Here is a 16147-nt window from a genome sequence, read left to right on the forward strand (position 1 = left end):
GTTTACTGCCTTTCCATTCTTTTCTCTTTTAAATCGAGATATTCCCGCCATTTGATTTCAATTCTTTTTTGTACTTCGTCAAGGGCCTGCTGTGGAGTTTTTTTCTGCAGCCAGACCGACTGAAATGCATTGTCAATTTCACGGGCATATTCTGCCCATATCGGAATCCGCGGCACGGAATGGACATTGGGCGACTGACTCAATCTTATAAATAACCTGATTTCCTTATTCGGATGCTGTGAATAATCCATTTCATTGGCGATTTTCAGCGGCACAAATTTATTTTGTTTCAATGCCAGATATTCCAGGTTTTCCGGCCTCTGTATAAAACCTATAAACTTAGCCGCCTCTTTTTTGTGTTTTGCCCCTTTCGGCACAACCAATACGTTGCATTCAGCCATTGTAACATCTTTGAATTTCCCGCCTGACGAGGGAAACGCTGCCGCTGACCAGTTCATTTGCGGTGCTAATTTTTCTATGAATCTGCTCATCCATATTCCCTGCAAAACCATTGCCAGCTTGCTCGACATAAAGCGATCGTCCGACCACGAAAACGCGCCGAATCCGCTCGTAAAGTTCTGCAAAGCCCTTGCGCCGTATGTTTGCGCATAAGATTGTATCCATTTAAATGCTACTACATTTTCCGGACGGTTGGCTGTTATGTTTTTACCGTCATACCAGTTCCCGCCAAACCACCAGACCCAGGCATAATTCCACCAGCCGGGCTGTGTGGGCACAAAGCCGAGCATTTCATAACTATCGCCGCTTTTTCTGACGGTAAGTTTTTTAGCGAGGTCGTCTAATTGCTCCAGTGTTTGCGGCGGGGCGTTCGGGTCAAGGCCTGTGCGTTTTAAAATGTCTCTGTTCCAGTGCAGTGCGATTGTCGTGGCCGCTATCGGCAGACCATATAATTTATTTTCATACTGGCACTGTTTCCAGTAAATATCAATATAGTCCTGTTGCCTGGCATTGATGACGGACAGAAGATTGTCGAGGGGTTCGATAGCATTTTTGTCCGCAAACTGCGGAATACTCGAATTCTGCAGGTTTGCCAAATCCGGCGGATCGTTACCGGCGATTGCTATCAGCAGCTTGCGTTCTATTTCACTTACGCTCAAAAGATTAACGTATATCTGGTCCTGAGAATTGTTGAACTTATCCACAAGGTTTTTTATTGCCTCAAGTTCAAAACCTGTCCACATTTCCCAGTAGTCGACAACGACTCTGCCCATAGCCGGGTCAGGGGTTGATTTTGAACACCCATCTGCGGCCAGAGGCAGAAATATCAACGCTATAACCAAAAAATATCTCATAAATATCCGATTTTGCGCCAGACACTTGTTTTTTGAATAAGAGTTATAATGCTTTTATCGGTCAATCGCATTAAATAAAAAGGATTCCAGGCATTACGTTTTTTAATCTAAATTGCCATCCTTGTATTTGCAGATATATCGATAGCAACCGATTGCTAATAGTAAAATAAACCGTTCAACCTGTCAAGTTTTTAGCGTTTTTTTATTTTTTGGGGTTAAAAATCTAATTATTTTCCGGATATTCTACGAAAATTATAGGGCTTATCTGGTTGCAAATACATAATTTACGAAAAATGATATATTGCATCTGGTATGCATTCAAATGCCGATTGAAAAAAACTGATATTTTTACTAAAAGAGCTTGACAATAAAATTTTAAAAAGGTAATATATTCTATAGCAACCGGTTGTTAGTGCTTAAATATGAATAAGAAGGAACGTGAAAGCCTTTTCGCTGAACTGTAAGGCTTATTTAATATGAGAATATTTATTTTGGAGGAAGTTAAAATGAGAAGAAGCAAAATAGTTATTATGTTGTTGGCTGTATGTGCGATGGCCGGCATCGCCAGCGCCAACCTGTTGTCGAACGGGAATTTCAATGACCCGGATTCAACGGCAGCACCGACAGATTGGAATATCTGGACTTATGGTGGCGGCTGGGCTAACCACCAAAATACCAATATACCTTTCGACGGCAGTTATTTCATGGCTGTCGGCGGGTCCAGTGATGCCGGTGCCGGGTTGTATCAGATAGTGGCCGGAACAGAGGGTGTGGAGTATACCCTTACTGTTGAGGCCGGTGCTCAGGCATGGTGGAAACCTCTTGGCGAAATGAAGATGTTTTTCCTGGATTCTTCAGATGCCGAGATATCCAGCGTGATTGCAGTTACGGCTGATCCACCGGGATACGATATTCAAGTGGATTGGCATAGTGTCTCACTAACAGCAATTGCTCCTGTCGGCACAACCCAGGTAAAGGTTGAACTTGCTTGCGCAAGTGGACAGGGAACTGTATGGTTTGACAATGCTGTACTTGTTCCAGAGCCGGCAACATTGGTAATTCTGGGACTTGGCGGATTATTGCTCCGTCGTAAAAAATAGTTTTACTTGTTAATCGATTTGCTCTGCCGCTGTTAATCAACGGCGGCAGGGCTGTTTTAAAACGTTATAACGGTTTTATTGTTTTCTGTATACGAACCGTAGCCAAATATGCAGGAGTCTGAGAATGCTGAAAAAGAAAGCATTTACGCTTGTTGAGTTGTTGGTGGTGATTTCAATCATAGCTCTTTTGCTCGCGGTTCTTATGCCAAGTCTCAGCAAGGCACGTAAGCAGGGCCAGCGAACCGTATGCCTTACTCGCCTCAAGACGTTGCAGCTTTCCAATAACGTTTATGCAAATGAAAATGATGGTCTGTATGTGCCGCTCTTAACTACTTCATCGGCTACGGGTCCGGTATCGCAAAATCAGGTTAATCCTTACACATGGGTAGCTAATCTTGAATTCAGGAAAATCACCGGTGTAAAGGGCAAGGAAAACTCAAGTGTAACTTATAACAACAGTATTGTTCTTCCGGATGAATTTTTCTGCCCAAGCGACGAGATTGCAAAGAAGCATCTCAAATCGGATAAAAATGTGCTGGTAAGTTACGGCTATAATTCAGAAGACTGGTGGGGGATGAAGGCAAATCCTCAAAATTCTTTTCCTGTGTCGATACCGAAAGGAACCAGCTATGGTTACCGGCAGACGCAGATAAAGGCCGCATCGCAAACGCTTATCTTTGTCGACTCGATCGACTGGTGGGTAATATGGATTGGTGCAAATTACAGCCAGGCCTGGGATAGGATTGGTCAGAGACAGCGGGAGGTTTACGCCAATCCCGGCAGCTATGGTATTACCGGGGCCGTGAGTACTGTCGGGCCTGTGATTTTTCGCCATGACGAAGGTGCCAATGTTGCTTTCTACGACGGGCATAGTAAATACCTAAAGAAAAATGTAATGTTCATAAATGGTAATCCTGGAACACCAATGCGGGCCTGGTGGGATGCGACAGGTATGTGGATTAATAAACAGTAAGCAATCGAATTAGCTCAAGCAGTTATAATCATATTATTCGGGATTAGATTGAAAACGTATAGATATTTTTTTAATTAGGAGGAACTTAATTATGAAGATAGTATTTTTATGTGTACTTGCCGTAGCCTGCGGGTTTTTGGCCGTATCGGCCCAGGCGGAACTGTTGGTCAATCCCGGTTTCGAACTCGGCGGAACTCCGCCGCCTGCCGCATGGCAGGAAGGGTGGGTGCCTGATAATTGGTTTAAGTGGGGCGTAGGAGGCTGGGCCAGTTGGAAAAGTGAATCGCGGCAATCGATACCATATACACCTCACACCGGGGATAAGTTCTTTGCCGTAGGTGCGTGGACTAGCGGCGAGCATCAAAATATCGGTCAGGTCATAAAGGTCTATCCTAGTGAGGTATTTACTTTCAGTGTATGGGCAAGCACGGAGAACTTTGGTACACCTTATGGGTATTTTCTTGTACAATGGTTTGATTCTGGCGGTGTTCAAATCGGAAGCGATGAGTTTGGGGGGTTGATGAGCGGCGTTCAGGTTGCGACATATACTCAGTACAGCTATACAACATCAGCGGCGCCGGCAGGTGCAGTAACGGCGAATTTCCAGATAGAAGGTGATTCACAGGGAACGGTTATGGTCGATGATGCGTCGGTTAAACTGCGATATGCGGCCAATGATCCGATTCCTGATAATAATACATCTGTTCCACCGTCCACCTCGCAACTTCAATGGACAAGACCTGCCCCGCGTACGGCCGGTCCTGTTACTGTGGATGTATGGTTCGGTACGAGTATTGGTGGGATGACAAAGGTCGTCGATAACCAGGCGGTAGATTCCTGGACTATTACACCGGCGCTGTCAGCTTCGGCTTATTACTGGCGTGTTGACTGCCGCGACGACTCGATAGTAACAACCGGCCGTCAGTGGCAGTTCTTTACTAATACCGCTCCTGTTGTAGATGCAGGCCCGAAACAGAATATCTGGCTGGCATCAGGTTCTGCAATTGCTGTAATGAATGCTGCGGTGACCGATGATAATCTGCCCAACCCGCCGGCCACAGTGACGTATCTGTGGACAGTGGACAGCGGTCCGGGAACTGTGGTATTTTCACCGTCTGACACGGTTAAAGACCCGAATGCGACATTTACGACAGCCGGCGATTATGTCCTGAGACTTACGGCAAATGACAGCCAATTTAACGGCAGCGATACTGTGATAGTTCGTGTGTTTGCTGCCGGTGATACCGGTTTGATAGCTGAATACAGGTTGAACGAAACCAGCGGCACCAAGGCAGCCGACAGTGTCGGCGGACACGATGCCAACCTCTTTGGCGGTCCGACATGGCTGCCGACAGGCGGTAAGGTAGATGGTGCATTGCAATTGGTCAGCAGTTCCAGTCAGTATACTAACTGCGGCGGAGGCTTCGTTGGCGATCACAATATTTCGCCGACATGGGCCGATCTCAGGGACGAGATTACGCTTTCTGCGTGGATAAAATTGCCGGTAGTAGGATGGCCAAGCGGAAATAATCCCTGGACGGCTATTGTCACCAAGGGCGATACGTCATGGCGGTTGACGCGGAATGCCAACAGCAACACCGTTTACTTCTACTGTAACGGCCTGCAGGAGTTTGGCCGTGAAGTGATTGGAGTCGTCGATGTTGCGGATAATCAGTGGCACTTTATTGCAGGAACGTATGACGGTGCGACGATAGCTCTGTATGTTGACGGTATTCTTCAAAACTCTTATCCGTCTTCAGGTCAAATAGCTTTTAATAATTATGATGTTTACATCGGCAATAATGATGAGAGCGTCGATAATCGCTTCTTCTCCGGCGTTATCGACCAGGTCAGGATACACAATGTCGGTTTGCCGCAAGCCAAGATACGTGAGCAGTATGTTGCGGATGGTGGAACCACGATTTGTCCGGAGTACCTGGCCGGCGATATTAATAATGACTGTTATATAGATTTTAAGGATGTCGCAGTGCTTGCCGAAAATTGGCTCAAGTGCAATGACATAACAAAACCGGGGCAATGCCAATAGGTTATTGCTGCTTGTTGTTACGTTTTTAATAATTCGACTGTGGGCATCCGGCACGAGCTGGATGCCCTTTTATAAACAGGAATAGGATATAGTAAGCTGCCGCAGGGGCGGTAGGGAGGTGTTTTGAGCAAAAAAAAGGTTGAGATTCGGATTTTAATGGATTATACAGGAGGGGGTATATGGTACTTTTAAAGTCGGAATCTATACCTATGGGTCGCAAAAAGGTAAATTTATGTGATGTTGCCAGGATTGTCGGGGCAAGCAAGTCCACCGTCAGCAGGGTGCTGAACAACAAACTTGGTAATGGTTTTAGCGTTACTGACAGCGTAAAACAGCGTATTCTCGATGTTTCAAAGCAGTTGGGTTATCGTCCGAACCTTATCGCCCAGAGTCTGTCGAATCAGCAAAGAATAATGATTCACATTCTTGGCGGAAGTCACGCTCTGCACGACCTCGGCGATATTTATCAAACTGCTGTAAATGAGATAGTTTCTATAATAGACGACGGTCTTAAATACGGCAATATCACGGTTGATATGTCCTCTCACCATTCAAACGAGAGCGAACTTCCTCCCTGGCATATAAACGCAGCGGTAATTCTTGCCCGCTGTAACCCCGTCACGGTTGAGGAGCTGGAGCAGGCAAATATTCCTTATGTTGTGATTAATGGTCCTGCCGGCACAAAGGGGTCTGTGGTTGTTCCTGATGACGTTAATGGAATGAAATTGGCGGTAAAACATCTTGTGGAACTCGGGCATAAAAGGATAGCTTATGCCGGACCACAGGCGGCGTTTTTGAAAGGACACAGCAGTGTATATGACAGGCATCAGACATATTTGGCCGAGATGAAAGAGTTCGGTTTAATACCGATGCCGGGTCATGAAAAACTGCTGTCAACAGTGAAAACATATAAAAATTTATATGAATCCGCGGTCAAATACATAGAAACGCTGGTCGTACAGAATAAAACAACGGCAATAATTGTATATGGCCATATGGAAGCTATAAATCTGATGCATGCGGCACAATCCCTGGGTATTTCCGTTCCGGAACAGTTGAGCCTGATATGTTTTTGCGACCAGCATTCATGCGATATTATGAGTCCGTCTATGACGTTCATAGATTTGATGTCCAAGGAAATGGGACAGGCTGTTGCCGAACTGTTAATCAGGCAGTTGAATCAGTCGAAAAAGGTCAAGCCGGAAATCATTAAACTGCCTGAACAGTTGATTATAAGAAATACCACATCAGTCGCACCCAAAGATTAGTTTGTCCGGCTATGGCGGGATTTGGGGTATTTGCGGCGAATTCATAAAAAACAATAATGTAAAATAATGACAGGCTGCTTATCTCGGTAAAAAAGCATTTGTTGTTAAAGACAATACCAATCAGGAGAAATAAAGATGTTTCGGGAAACTGCAAAACATCGTTACAGAGTTGTATTATTGAGTATTGCTTTTTTAGGTATGGCCTGGAATTGCCGGGAAAGTGCCGGAGCTATGAATAGTAATAAGAAGATAAAACAGGAAATTGACAAGATGGTAAGCAAAATGACGCTGGAAGAAAAGATTTCCATGGTTCACGCTAACACGTTGTTTACTACCGCTGCAATAGAGCGGCTTGATATTCCCGGGTTATGTATGTCTGACGGCCCCCATGGGGTGCGTGAGGAACAGAAACCCGACGACTTTAGCCCGACCGGCCTGTCGACGGATGCGAGTACTTATCTGCCGACGCTGACTGCATTGGCGGCGACGTGGAATCCTGACATGTCATATTGCTTTGGAAAAGTACTTGGCAGTGAAGCAAGAGCCAGGGGCAAGGATGTTATTCTTGGTCCCGCCATTAACATAATGCGCACGCCGCTATGCGGACGGAATTTCGAATATATGGGCGAAGACCCCTATCTGACTTCGAAAATGGTTGTGCCGTATATAAAAGGCGTTCAGGAAAATGATGTTGCTGCCTGTGTAAAGCATTTTGCGCTGAATAATCAGGAGTACAAAAGGCACTCTGCCGATGTGCAGTGCAGCGAACGTGCACTGCGGGAGATATATCTGCCCGGGTTCAAAGCTGCCGTTCAGGAGGGCGGTGTGCTTACGCTTATGGCGGCGTACAATCTGTTCCGCGGACAGCACTGTTGTCAAAATGAGTATTTGCTTAATGAGATATTAAAAAAGGAATGGGGCTTTTCCGGAGCGGTCATTTCTGACTGGGGCGGTGTTTATAATACAAAAGAAGCTGCATTGAACGGTATGGATATTGAGATGGGCACAAAAGTTCCGAACGGCGTCAGGAATGATTTTGAAAACTATTTTCTGGCAAAGCCGTTTTTGAATGAAATCAGGCAGGGGGCATTGCCAGAGTCGGTTCTTGACGACAAAGTTAAGCGAATCCTTTACGTGATGCATAAGATTAATATGTTTGATAAAAATCGCAAACCCGGCGCATTTAATACGCCTGACCATCAAAAGACGGCACTCGATGTTGCGCAAGAGGCGATAGTTCTGCTGAAAAATGACAAAGGCTTACTCCCAATAGCCGCTGATGTTAAAAGTATTGCCGTAATCGGCGAAAATGCAGCAATGGAGCAGGCACATGGCGGCGGCAGTTCCAATATCAAGGCAAAATATGAAATTACTCCGCTTGAAGCCCTGCAGAAAAAATTGAATGGAAGAGTTACCCTTAATGTTGCGCAGGGCTATTCATTTCAGGACGATGCTTCTGTGCAAAAACTGATTGACGAGGCGGTTGAAGCTGCAAAAAAATCTGATATTGTCATTGTGTTCGGCGGGCTAAATCATCAATTCGAGACGGAAGGCCGCGACCGTAAGGATATGAAGTTGCCATATCATCAGGATAAGCTTATCAGGGCGGTCGCTGAAGCTAACCCAAAAACGATTGTTGTGCTTATTTGCGGCAGCCCCGTCGAGGTGTATCAGTGGGTTGACGCTGTTGGGGCTGTTGTGCAGGGCTGGTACGCTGGTATGGAAGCCGGTACGGCTATGGTGAATGTTCTGTTCGGCGATGTCAATCCGTCGGGCAAATTGCCGTTCACATTTCCTGTCAGACTGGAAGATTCGCCGGTCGATGTATATGGCGATTATCTGGGTGATAACGAAGGCAATATTGTCGAATACAGGGAAGATATCCTTGTCGGCTATCGTTATTACGATACCAAAAAGGTTGCTCCGCAGTTCTGCTTCGGTCACGGCTTGTCCTATACGCAGTTCGAGTACGACAAACTGAAAATCTCACCGGCCCAAATCAAAGCCGGTAGGCAGACAGTTGTCAGTCTGGAAGTGAAAAATGTCGGCAACAGTTTCGGAGCTGAAGTGGTGCAGCTTTACATCAATGCCCCCGAAAGTTCTGTTATAAGACCTGAAAAAGAGTTAAAGGGCTTTGCAAAAGTATTCCTTAAGCCGGGTCAGAAAAATACGGTCAGGTTTGTCATAGACGAGAGCCATTTGTCATTTTACGACGAATCCAAAAAACAGTGGACTGCCGAAAATGGAATATTTAATGTTTTAATCGGCAGTTCTTCGCGTGATATCCGCTTAAAAGGCGGGCTTGAGTTTAATGATAAAACCGCTAAGTAATTTACGACCCTGACAAAAAGAGCCGCGAATAAAATTAATCAATACCAAAGACCTGGCTGAAATGACTAAGGACTGGCTTGAAGACGGGATGTGGCCGTAAAAAAACGATTATAGTATCTCATCATTTTTGCTTATCAGAAGACATTAATTCTTGCGAAATTGCGCAACTTAGTTAACATCTCTACGTAGATTTTTTATTATCTCAAAGAAAGGAATTTAACTCCTATGTCAAATAAAGATAAATATAGTGAAATGAAATACAATCGATGCGGTCAAAGCGGGCTTTTACTCCCCGCGATTTCTTTGGGATTATGGCACAACTTTGGTGGTGTCGATACGATGGAAAACAGCAGGGCGATGGTTGTCAGGGCTTTTGATTTTGGCATAACGCATTTTGACCTCGCCAATAATTACGGCCCGCCGGCCGGTTCAGCCGAAGAAACTTTTGGAAAGATTCTTAAATCGGATTTGGCAAATCATCGCGATGAATTGATAATTTCTACCAAGGCTGGTTACTGGATGTGGGATGGGCCTTACGGAACAGGAGGTTCAAGGAAATATCTATTGGCAAGTCTTGACCAGTCTCTCAGGCGTATGGGGCTTGATTATGTCGATATTTTTTATTCGCACTGCTACGACCCTAATACTCCGTTAGAAGAAACGATGTCTGCGCTGGATCAGGCAGTCCGACAGGGCAAGGCTCTGTATGTTGGTATATCTTCTTATAAGCCGCAGCAGACTTTAACAGCTTCGAAAATTCTCAAGAATCTCCAGAATCGCTGCCTGATTCATCAGCCCAGCTATTCAATGTTTGACCGATGGATAGAAGATGGTTTGCTGGATGTACTCGAAAGCGAAGGAATGGGCTGTATAGCTTTTTGTCCGCTTGCGCAGGGCCTTCTTACCGATAAGTATTTAAAAGGAATACCCGAGGATTCGCGTGCAGCCAAGCCGCACGGCTTCCTCAAGGCCGAGCGGATTACAGAAGAGGTCATTAAAAAAGTAACGTCTTTAAAAAAGATTGCCGAGCGAAGAGATCAGTCGCTTTCGCAAATGGCACTGGCATGGGTATTGAAAGATAAACGTGTTACTTCAGCTTTAATTGGTGCAAGCAAAGTCGAACAAATCGATGAAAATGTCAAAGCTCTAAAAAATCTTCAGTTTATGCCCCATGAGCTGGTTGAAATAGACACCGTTCTGAAATGAAATATTACAGATATACAAGCTAAGCTTTCATTGTAATTATCTGAATGTTTTATAAATATTTAGCGGAAAATTTTCAATCAAATCGACGGCTGGAACTGGGAAAAAAGCTCAAAATCACTAAAAAAAGGGGGATTTATAACAAATAAGTAACAAAAAGGCATGTTGTGCGTTATAATACATAGTTACGGATAAGGTGTATGGCTGGCAGAGGAGGCCTAACTATATAATATTTCATACGAAGGATAGCTGTGAAGAAACGGCGCAAGTGGATTATCAGTATTTTTGTTGTGATTGTGGTGCTGCTGGTGATTGGCTGGCTGGCGGCCAAAAACCACAAAGGAAAAGACAAAGGTCAGGTAGTGCGCATCGAGGATGTCAATCAGGGTGAACTGACAGAGCGAGTCAGCGCGCCGGGCGAGATTGAACCCAAGACTACCGTTCAGATAAGCGCAAAAGTATCTGCGCGGATTATAGCGATACCATACGACGAAGGAAGCATAGTAACCTGCGGCGATCCAAACGCAAATCCGCCTAAACCGGCCTCACTATTATTGCAACTCGATGCGAAGGACCTGGAGAGTCAATTACGGCTGGCCGAGGCGAGCCGCAACGCCCAGGAAGCGCAGATAGAGGTTGAGAAGTCGAAGGTTGAAAGCAGCAAGGCGACCATACTGGGGCTTGCAGCGTCATTAAAACAGGCTGAAAGTGACCTTGAGCGTAAACAGGAACTGGTCCAGTCTGGCGCTGTCAGCAAATCAGATTTCGAGCAGATAAAATACAAGGTGGACTCGCTTCGTGCAGATAACGAGAGTGCCAAATACAATCTTGAAGCGGCCCAGCAAAATCTGGTAGTGATGAAACACAATTTAGACGCGGCAGAGGCAAGGATAGCGGAAGCAAAAGATGCGCTGAGCTATACGACGATAGTATCGCCGATAAACGGAGTAGTAACTCGCGTAAATGCCAAGGTGGGTGAAATGGTGGTGACGGGGACGATGAATAATGCCGGGACGGTGATTATGGAAGTCTCTGACCTGTCGCAGATATTAGTTGTGGCGCAGGTTGACGAAGCGGATATCGGCGAACTGGAAGTCGGCCAGAAGGCGACGGTAAGCATACAGGCGTTTCCAAATATCACATTCAATGGTATTGTTAATGAGATTGCGCTCAAGCACCGATTCAGCGAAAACAATACAAGGTATTACCGCACGGAGATACTGCTCGATAAAGACCCGAACCTTTTAAAACTTTATACAGGGCTAACGGCAGATGTCGATATTGAGACGCGCAAACATATCAACGTAATCAAGGTTCCGAGCCAGGCGGTGGTTGCCAGGGATATCGATAGTCTGCCTTTGGAGATTCGTGATAAATCGCCTGAACTGGACAAGGACAAAAAGTTTGCGCCGGTGGTATTCAGATACATCGACGGTAAAGCGGTTGTAACGCCTGTGAAAATTGGGCAGGGTGACCTGACGCATACGATAATTTTGTCGGGGCTTAAGGCAGGTGACAAGGTAGTCGTGGGGCCTTACAAGATTTTAGACAGTCTCAAGCACGACCAGAAACTGCGTGACGAGCGGGATGTGGAAGCAGAGAACAAGTCAAAAGACAATGCCAGGGGAAAGAAGGGCAAGAGCGACATCAATGAGCCGGCAGGAAAGTAACACAAATGGTAAAGTAATAATCCGGCTGCAGGGGCTCAAGCGGTTTTATCGAGTCGGCGTGGAGGAAATTCATGCGCTTGACGGAGTAGAGTTAGAGGTGCGGGAGAACGAATATATCGCGGTGATGGGTCATTCCGGTTCGGGTAAAAGCACATTAATGAACGTTCTCGGGTGTCTGGACAGGGCGAGCAAGGGCAGCTATGAACTTGACGGAGATGATGTGACACAGTTGAGCGACGCAGAGCTGGCAAATATACGCAACGAGAGAATCGGTTTTGTGTTTCAGTCTTTTGAACTTCTGCCGCAGATGAACGCATTGAAGAACGTGGAGATGCCGCTTCTATATGCGCGTAACGGATGGTTTGGCCGGTCTGCGAGGGCAAAGAAGTCTCTTGAGCGAGTCGGTCTTGGGGACCGGATTAAACACAAGCCGAATCAGCTTTCCGGCGGAGAGAAACAGCGTGTTGCGATCGCACGTGCCCTTGTATGCAATCCGAGCATATTGCTTGCCGACGAACCGACGGGGAATTTGGACAGCAAAACGAGTGAGAATATATTAGACCTTTTTGACGAGCTTCACAGGCAGGGCCAGACGATAGTAATGGTAACGCACGAGAGTGACGTTGCCCAGTACGCCAAAAGAATAATTCGAATGCAGGACGGTCGTATTTGCAGCGACCTGACAACAGAGCAGGACGGGGTCAATCAGTCCCGTCAGGACGATGATTCAGGGGAGGAAACGAAATGAAATGGCTGTTTCTTGCTCCGCTGATGTTTATCCAGCTTGTATATCAAAGCGTGTACCTGGCGATTAGTCAGATATGGGCGAACAAGACACGGTCGATACTGACAACGATAGGAATTGTAATTGGCGTTGCATCGGTAGTCGCGGTTATAGCGGCACTGACAGGATTAAAGGCGAAGATTCTCAGCCAGGTGGAGACGTTTGGGAATAATACTATAATCTTGCAGCCGAGACGGCCTGATACCGGGCCTAAGAAAAATGTTTCTTGGTGGGATGTGAGATTTAAGCCAAAAGAATTTGAAGGGCTTTTGGAGCATTGCCCATCGATAGAGCGATATACCCGGATAAGCGAAGCGGGACAGCAAACGGTTAAATACGGGGAGAAATCTGTAGAGAATGCGCAAGTGTACGGCGTTGAACCAGCCTGGCACGAAATAGAACACAGGACCATAAATATTGGTCGGGGGATATCGGTAATAGATACGGGCCGGAATGTGTGTTTGATTGAGCCGGGACTTCGCGACAAACTCGGTATGGACAAAGACTGCATTGGGGAATCGATTCGAATCGGGTTCAGGAATTTCAGGATTGTAGGGGTGATAGAGAAACGGGCAGACCTTGGAATCGGCGGAGGCGGGCAGGAGCGACACGAAATAATAATTCCTTTTGAAACAACAAGGAAGTTCCGGCAGGAATTCTGGGCATGGGCGCTTGCGGAGAGCAAGTCGCCGGAGGTTCTGGATGAAGGAGTAGCGGAACTGAATTTTTTTCTTCGCCGGACGCGGCAATTAGACCCGGGCGAGCCGGAGACATTCAGAGTTGAATCACTGCAGAGTGCAATCCAGACTTTCAATAACATAGCGATTATGGTAACGCTTGTTGCCGGCGGTGTGGTGGGAATATCATTACTGGTCGGCGGTGTAGGCATTATGAACATTATGCTCGTATCGATATCGGAACGGACAAAGGAAATAGGATTGCGAAAGGCGGTAGGCGCTAAGAGGTCTGCAATATTAACGCAGTTCCTCGTAGAGGCGGTGATACTTTGTTTTGTAGGCGGGTTTGTAGGAGTAGGTTTGGGAAAGCTTTTGACTTTAGCGATAGCACATTCGAATCCGCTGCTCGAAAAAACATATATACCTGCATGGGCAGTGGTACTTTCGTTTGCGTTCGCAGGAACGGTAGGAATATGTTTCGGGATGTTCCCGGCGATAAAAGCTGCGCGTCTGGACCCGATAGAGGCGCTTAGGCATGAATAGAAGTCTTAACTTTTTCTAATAAGGGAATTTATATATGCGGCATTTTAATTACCCATTACTGTACATATTTTATATTTGCTCGCTGGCGATAACCGGCTGCATGGTTGGCCCCGATTATCATCGGCCGCAGGTATCTGTTCCTTCCGACTGGACAGGTACGGCCGGTCAAAATACTGCCGCTATGGATATTGTTCACTGGTGGACGGCATTTAACGAGCCAAATCTTACCTCGTTGATAGAAAGGGCCGTAAAATCAAACCTGGATTTAAAACAGGCAGAGTCGAGGCTTCGCCAGGCTCGCGCGGCACGCCGAGTTGTATCCGCGGGATTATGGCCCTCGCTTAACGCCGGCGGTTCGTATACTCACGCCCATAGTGCTGGTTCTGCTGAATTTTCCGGAATGACAAGCGATTTATGGAGAACAGGTTTGGACGCCGCCTGGGAACTGGACATATTCGGCGGAGTCCGGCGTAATGTAGAAGCGGCCGAGTCGGATATTCAGGCCGCTGTTGAGGATCAAAGAGATGTCATGGTAACTTTAGTCAGTGAGGTGGCGCTAAACTATATTGAACTTCGCAGATACCAGCAGGAAATTGTAATTTCCCGGAACAATCTCAAGGCTCAGCAGCGTTCAGCCGAGCTGACTCGCCAGCGGTTTAACAGCGGATTGATTGGTGCTCTTGATGTCGCCAATGCCGATGCGCAGGTAGGAAACACTGCTTCGCAGATTCCAATGATGGAGGCATCCGCCCGGCAGACCATTTACAGTCTGAGCGTACTGCTTGGCCTCGAACCTGCGGCTTTACTGGAGGAATTATCGCCGACATCCACGATTCCTGTTACTCCTCCCGCTCTGCCAGCCGAACTTCCCTCTGTTCTGCTCCGCCGTCGTCCCGATATTCGCCGGGCCGAAGCTCAGATACACGCCGCGACTGCACGCATCGGTGTAGCCACTGCGGATTTATTTCCCAAGTTCAATCTCACAGCATCGGGAGGCTATCAAAGCAACGCTATGGATACGATGATAAACTCCAGATATGGCTCATGGTCGCTCGGCCCTTCCGTCAGTTGGCAAATTTTCAACGCCGGCAGTGTTCGCGCCAACATCGAAGTCAGGAAAGCTCTTACGGAACAGGCATTACTGGCCTATCAAAAAGCAGTCCTCACGGCTCTTCAGGACGTTGAGAATGCTCTTGTGGCGTACTCCAAAGAACAGCAGCGCAACAAGGCTCTTGAAGATACCGTGACCGCCAATCGCAAGGCGGTGGAACTGGCTACTCAGCTTTATTCACAGGGCCAGACCGAGTTTCTCAGTGTTTTGGACGCACAGCGGTCCCTTTATGCTTCCGAAAATTCTCTGGTACAGAGTACCAGCAACCTGTCGACTGATTTGGTATCGCTTTATAAAGCCCTTGGCGGCGGCTGGGAAGAAGAATCACCAGTTAGTTTTGACGGTGAACCCAATTTACCTGCCAAGTAGATTAAATTTGAGGTGGAATAAATAACAGGTGCGATGAATTAATTATCAGGGGGCTGAAAACAAAAAGACAAACGGAAACGGAGAGCTTCTTGTTTTGCCCTGTCTGCAAATCAGAAATAAACTATAGACGTCTGTTAATCTTTGGATTTAGCTTCGCTAACCTTAACTGTATATCCGCCGCAGTCTTTTCCATCCAGTGCGTCTATTGCCGCTTTAGCCTCGGCATCACTGCTCATCTCGACAAAACCGAAACCCTTGCTCTTGCCGGTCTGGTGGTCGGTAACTATATAAGCTTTTTTAACTTTTCCGAATATAGAAAACAATGTTTCCAGGCTTTCCCGGTCCGCATCAGGACTTATATTTCCAACATATACTTTTTTACCCATGACTATACTCCGTTTGTATTTATCTATGTTCCAAAAAACATTATAACTTAAATTTGTGAGAAATCAAATGGATTAGATATGAGCCGTTCGCACTTGGATAGCGACGCTAACAGCTTAGTTTAGAAGCCGTTCATATAACTGTTGAGTTTTCTTCGCCATAGTTTCGACTGATAGATGTGATTTCACCCAGTTTTATAGTTTTTACATATTGACCCCATTTTTGCATATATCTGTTCAATTGAATTGCATTAGGTAAGCATAGACAGATTTATGTGTTTTGCCCCCAGCTATTTGGTCTTAAAATTTAGCAATCTGGTATCAATATTTTTCCATAATTCCCCTTGACTTTTAGGTCATTACTTAGTAAATTGT

The 16147-nt window shown here is 46.2% G+C and carries 12 protein-coding genes; 10 read left to right on the top strand and 2 right to left on the bottom strand.

Features of this window, described 5'->3' with window-relative positions; translation table 11 throughout:
* Positions 1 to 2: 2 nt before the first annotated feature.
* Complete coding sequence (locus WC496_09910) at positions 3 to 1313, bottom strand: ABC transporter substrate-binding protein (GenBank protein ID MFA5293334.1); 1311 nt, start codon at positions 1311 to 1313, stop codon at positions 3 to 5.
* Between the two features lie 506 nt (positions 1314 to 1819).
* On the opposite strand from WC496_09910, the gene WC496_09915 reads away from it, so the two are divergent.
* The 10 genes from WC496_09915 to WC496_09960 all read left to right on the top strand — a co-directional run bounded on the left by WC496_09915 (position 1820) and on the right by WC496_09960 (position 15389).
* A complete protein-coding gene (locus WC496_09915; GenBank protein MFA5293335.1) occupies positions 1820 to 2413 on the top strand; it encodes a PEP-CTERM sorting domain-containing protein in 594 nt (197 codons plus the stop codon).
* 124 nt (positions 2414 to 2537) lie between these two features.
* Positions 2538 to 3386, top strand: a complete 849-nt coding sequence (locus WC496_09920) for a prepilin-type N-terminal cleavage/methylation domain-containing protein (protein ID MFA5293336.1) — start codon at positions 2538 to 2540, stop codon at positions 3384 to 3386.
* Positions 3387 to 3477: 91 nt separating this feature from the next.
* On the top strand, positions 3478 to 5433 hold the full coding sequence (locus WC496_09925; protein MFA5293337.1) for a LamG-like jellyroll fold domain-containing protein: 1956 nt from the start codon (positions 3478 to 3480) through the stop codon (positions 5431 to 5433).
* Between the two features lie 179 nt (positions 5434 to 5612).
* Positions 5613 to 6701, top strand: a complete 1089-nt coding sequence (locus tag WC496_09930) for a LacI family DNA-binding transcriptional regulator (protein ID MFA5293338.1) — start codon at positions 5613 to 5615, stop codon at positions 6699 to 6701.
* Between the two features lie 135 nt (positions 6702 to 6836).
* A complete protein-coding gene (locus WC496_09935; GenBank protein MFA5293339.1) occupies positions 6837 to 9032 on the top strand; it encodes a glycoside hydrolase family 3 C-terminal domain-containing protein in 2196 nt (731 codons plus the stop codon).
* A gap of 225 nt (positions 9033 to 9257) precedes the next feature.
* Complete coding sequence (gene mgrA, locus WC496_09940; GenBank protein MFA5293340.1) at positions 9258 to 10238, top strand: L-glyceraldehyde 3-phosphate reductase; 981 nt, start codon at positions 9258 to 9260, stop codon at positions 10236 to 10238.
* Between the two features lie 248 nt (positions 10239 to 10486).
* Entirely contained in the window at positions 10487 to 11905 is a 1419-nt protein-coding gene (locus tag WC496_09945; protein ID MFA5293341.1) for an efflux RND transporter periplasmic adaptor subunit, read from the top strand.
* A complete protein-coding gene (locus tag WC496_09950; GenBank protein ID MFA5293342.1) occupies positions 11886 to 12653 on the top strand; it encodes an ABC transporter ATP-binding protein in 768 nt (255 codons plus the stop codon). Before WC496_09945 ends, WC496_09950 begins: the two co-directional genes overlap by 20 nt.
* Positions 12650 to 13909, top strand: a complete 1260-nt coding sequence (locus tag WC496_09955) for an ABC transporter permease (GenBank protein MFA5293343.1) — start codon at positions 12650 to 12652, stop codon at positions 13907 to 13909. The genes WC496_09950 and WC496_09955 overlap by 4 nt, the downstream gene beginning before the upstream one ends.
* Before the next feature lie 34 nt (positions 13910 to 13943).
* The gene (locus tag WC496_09960; GenBank protein ID MFA5293344.1) at positions 13944 to 15389 is read left to right on the top strand and encodes an efflux transporter outer membrane subunit; all 1446 of its coding nucleotides are present in this window, start codon (positions 13944 to 13946) and stop codon (positions 15387 to 15389) included.
* 134 nt (positions 15390 to 15523) lie between these two features.
* Here WC496_09960 and WC496_09965 read toward each other — a convergent pair whose 3' ends face one another.
* On the bottom strand, positions 15524 to 15775 hold the full coding sequence (locus WC496_09965) for an RNA-binding protein (protein ID MFA5293345.1): 252 nt from the start codon (positions 15773 to 15775) through the stop codon (positions 15524 to 15526).
* Between the last annotated feature and the right edge of the window lie 372 nt (positions 15776 to 16147).

Source organism: Phycisphaerae bacterium (genome assembly GCA_041652575.1).
Taxonomy (GTDB): Bacteria; Planctomycetota; Phycisphaerae; order Sedimentisphaerales; family UBA12454; genus UBA12454.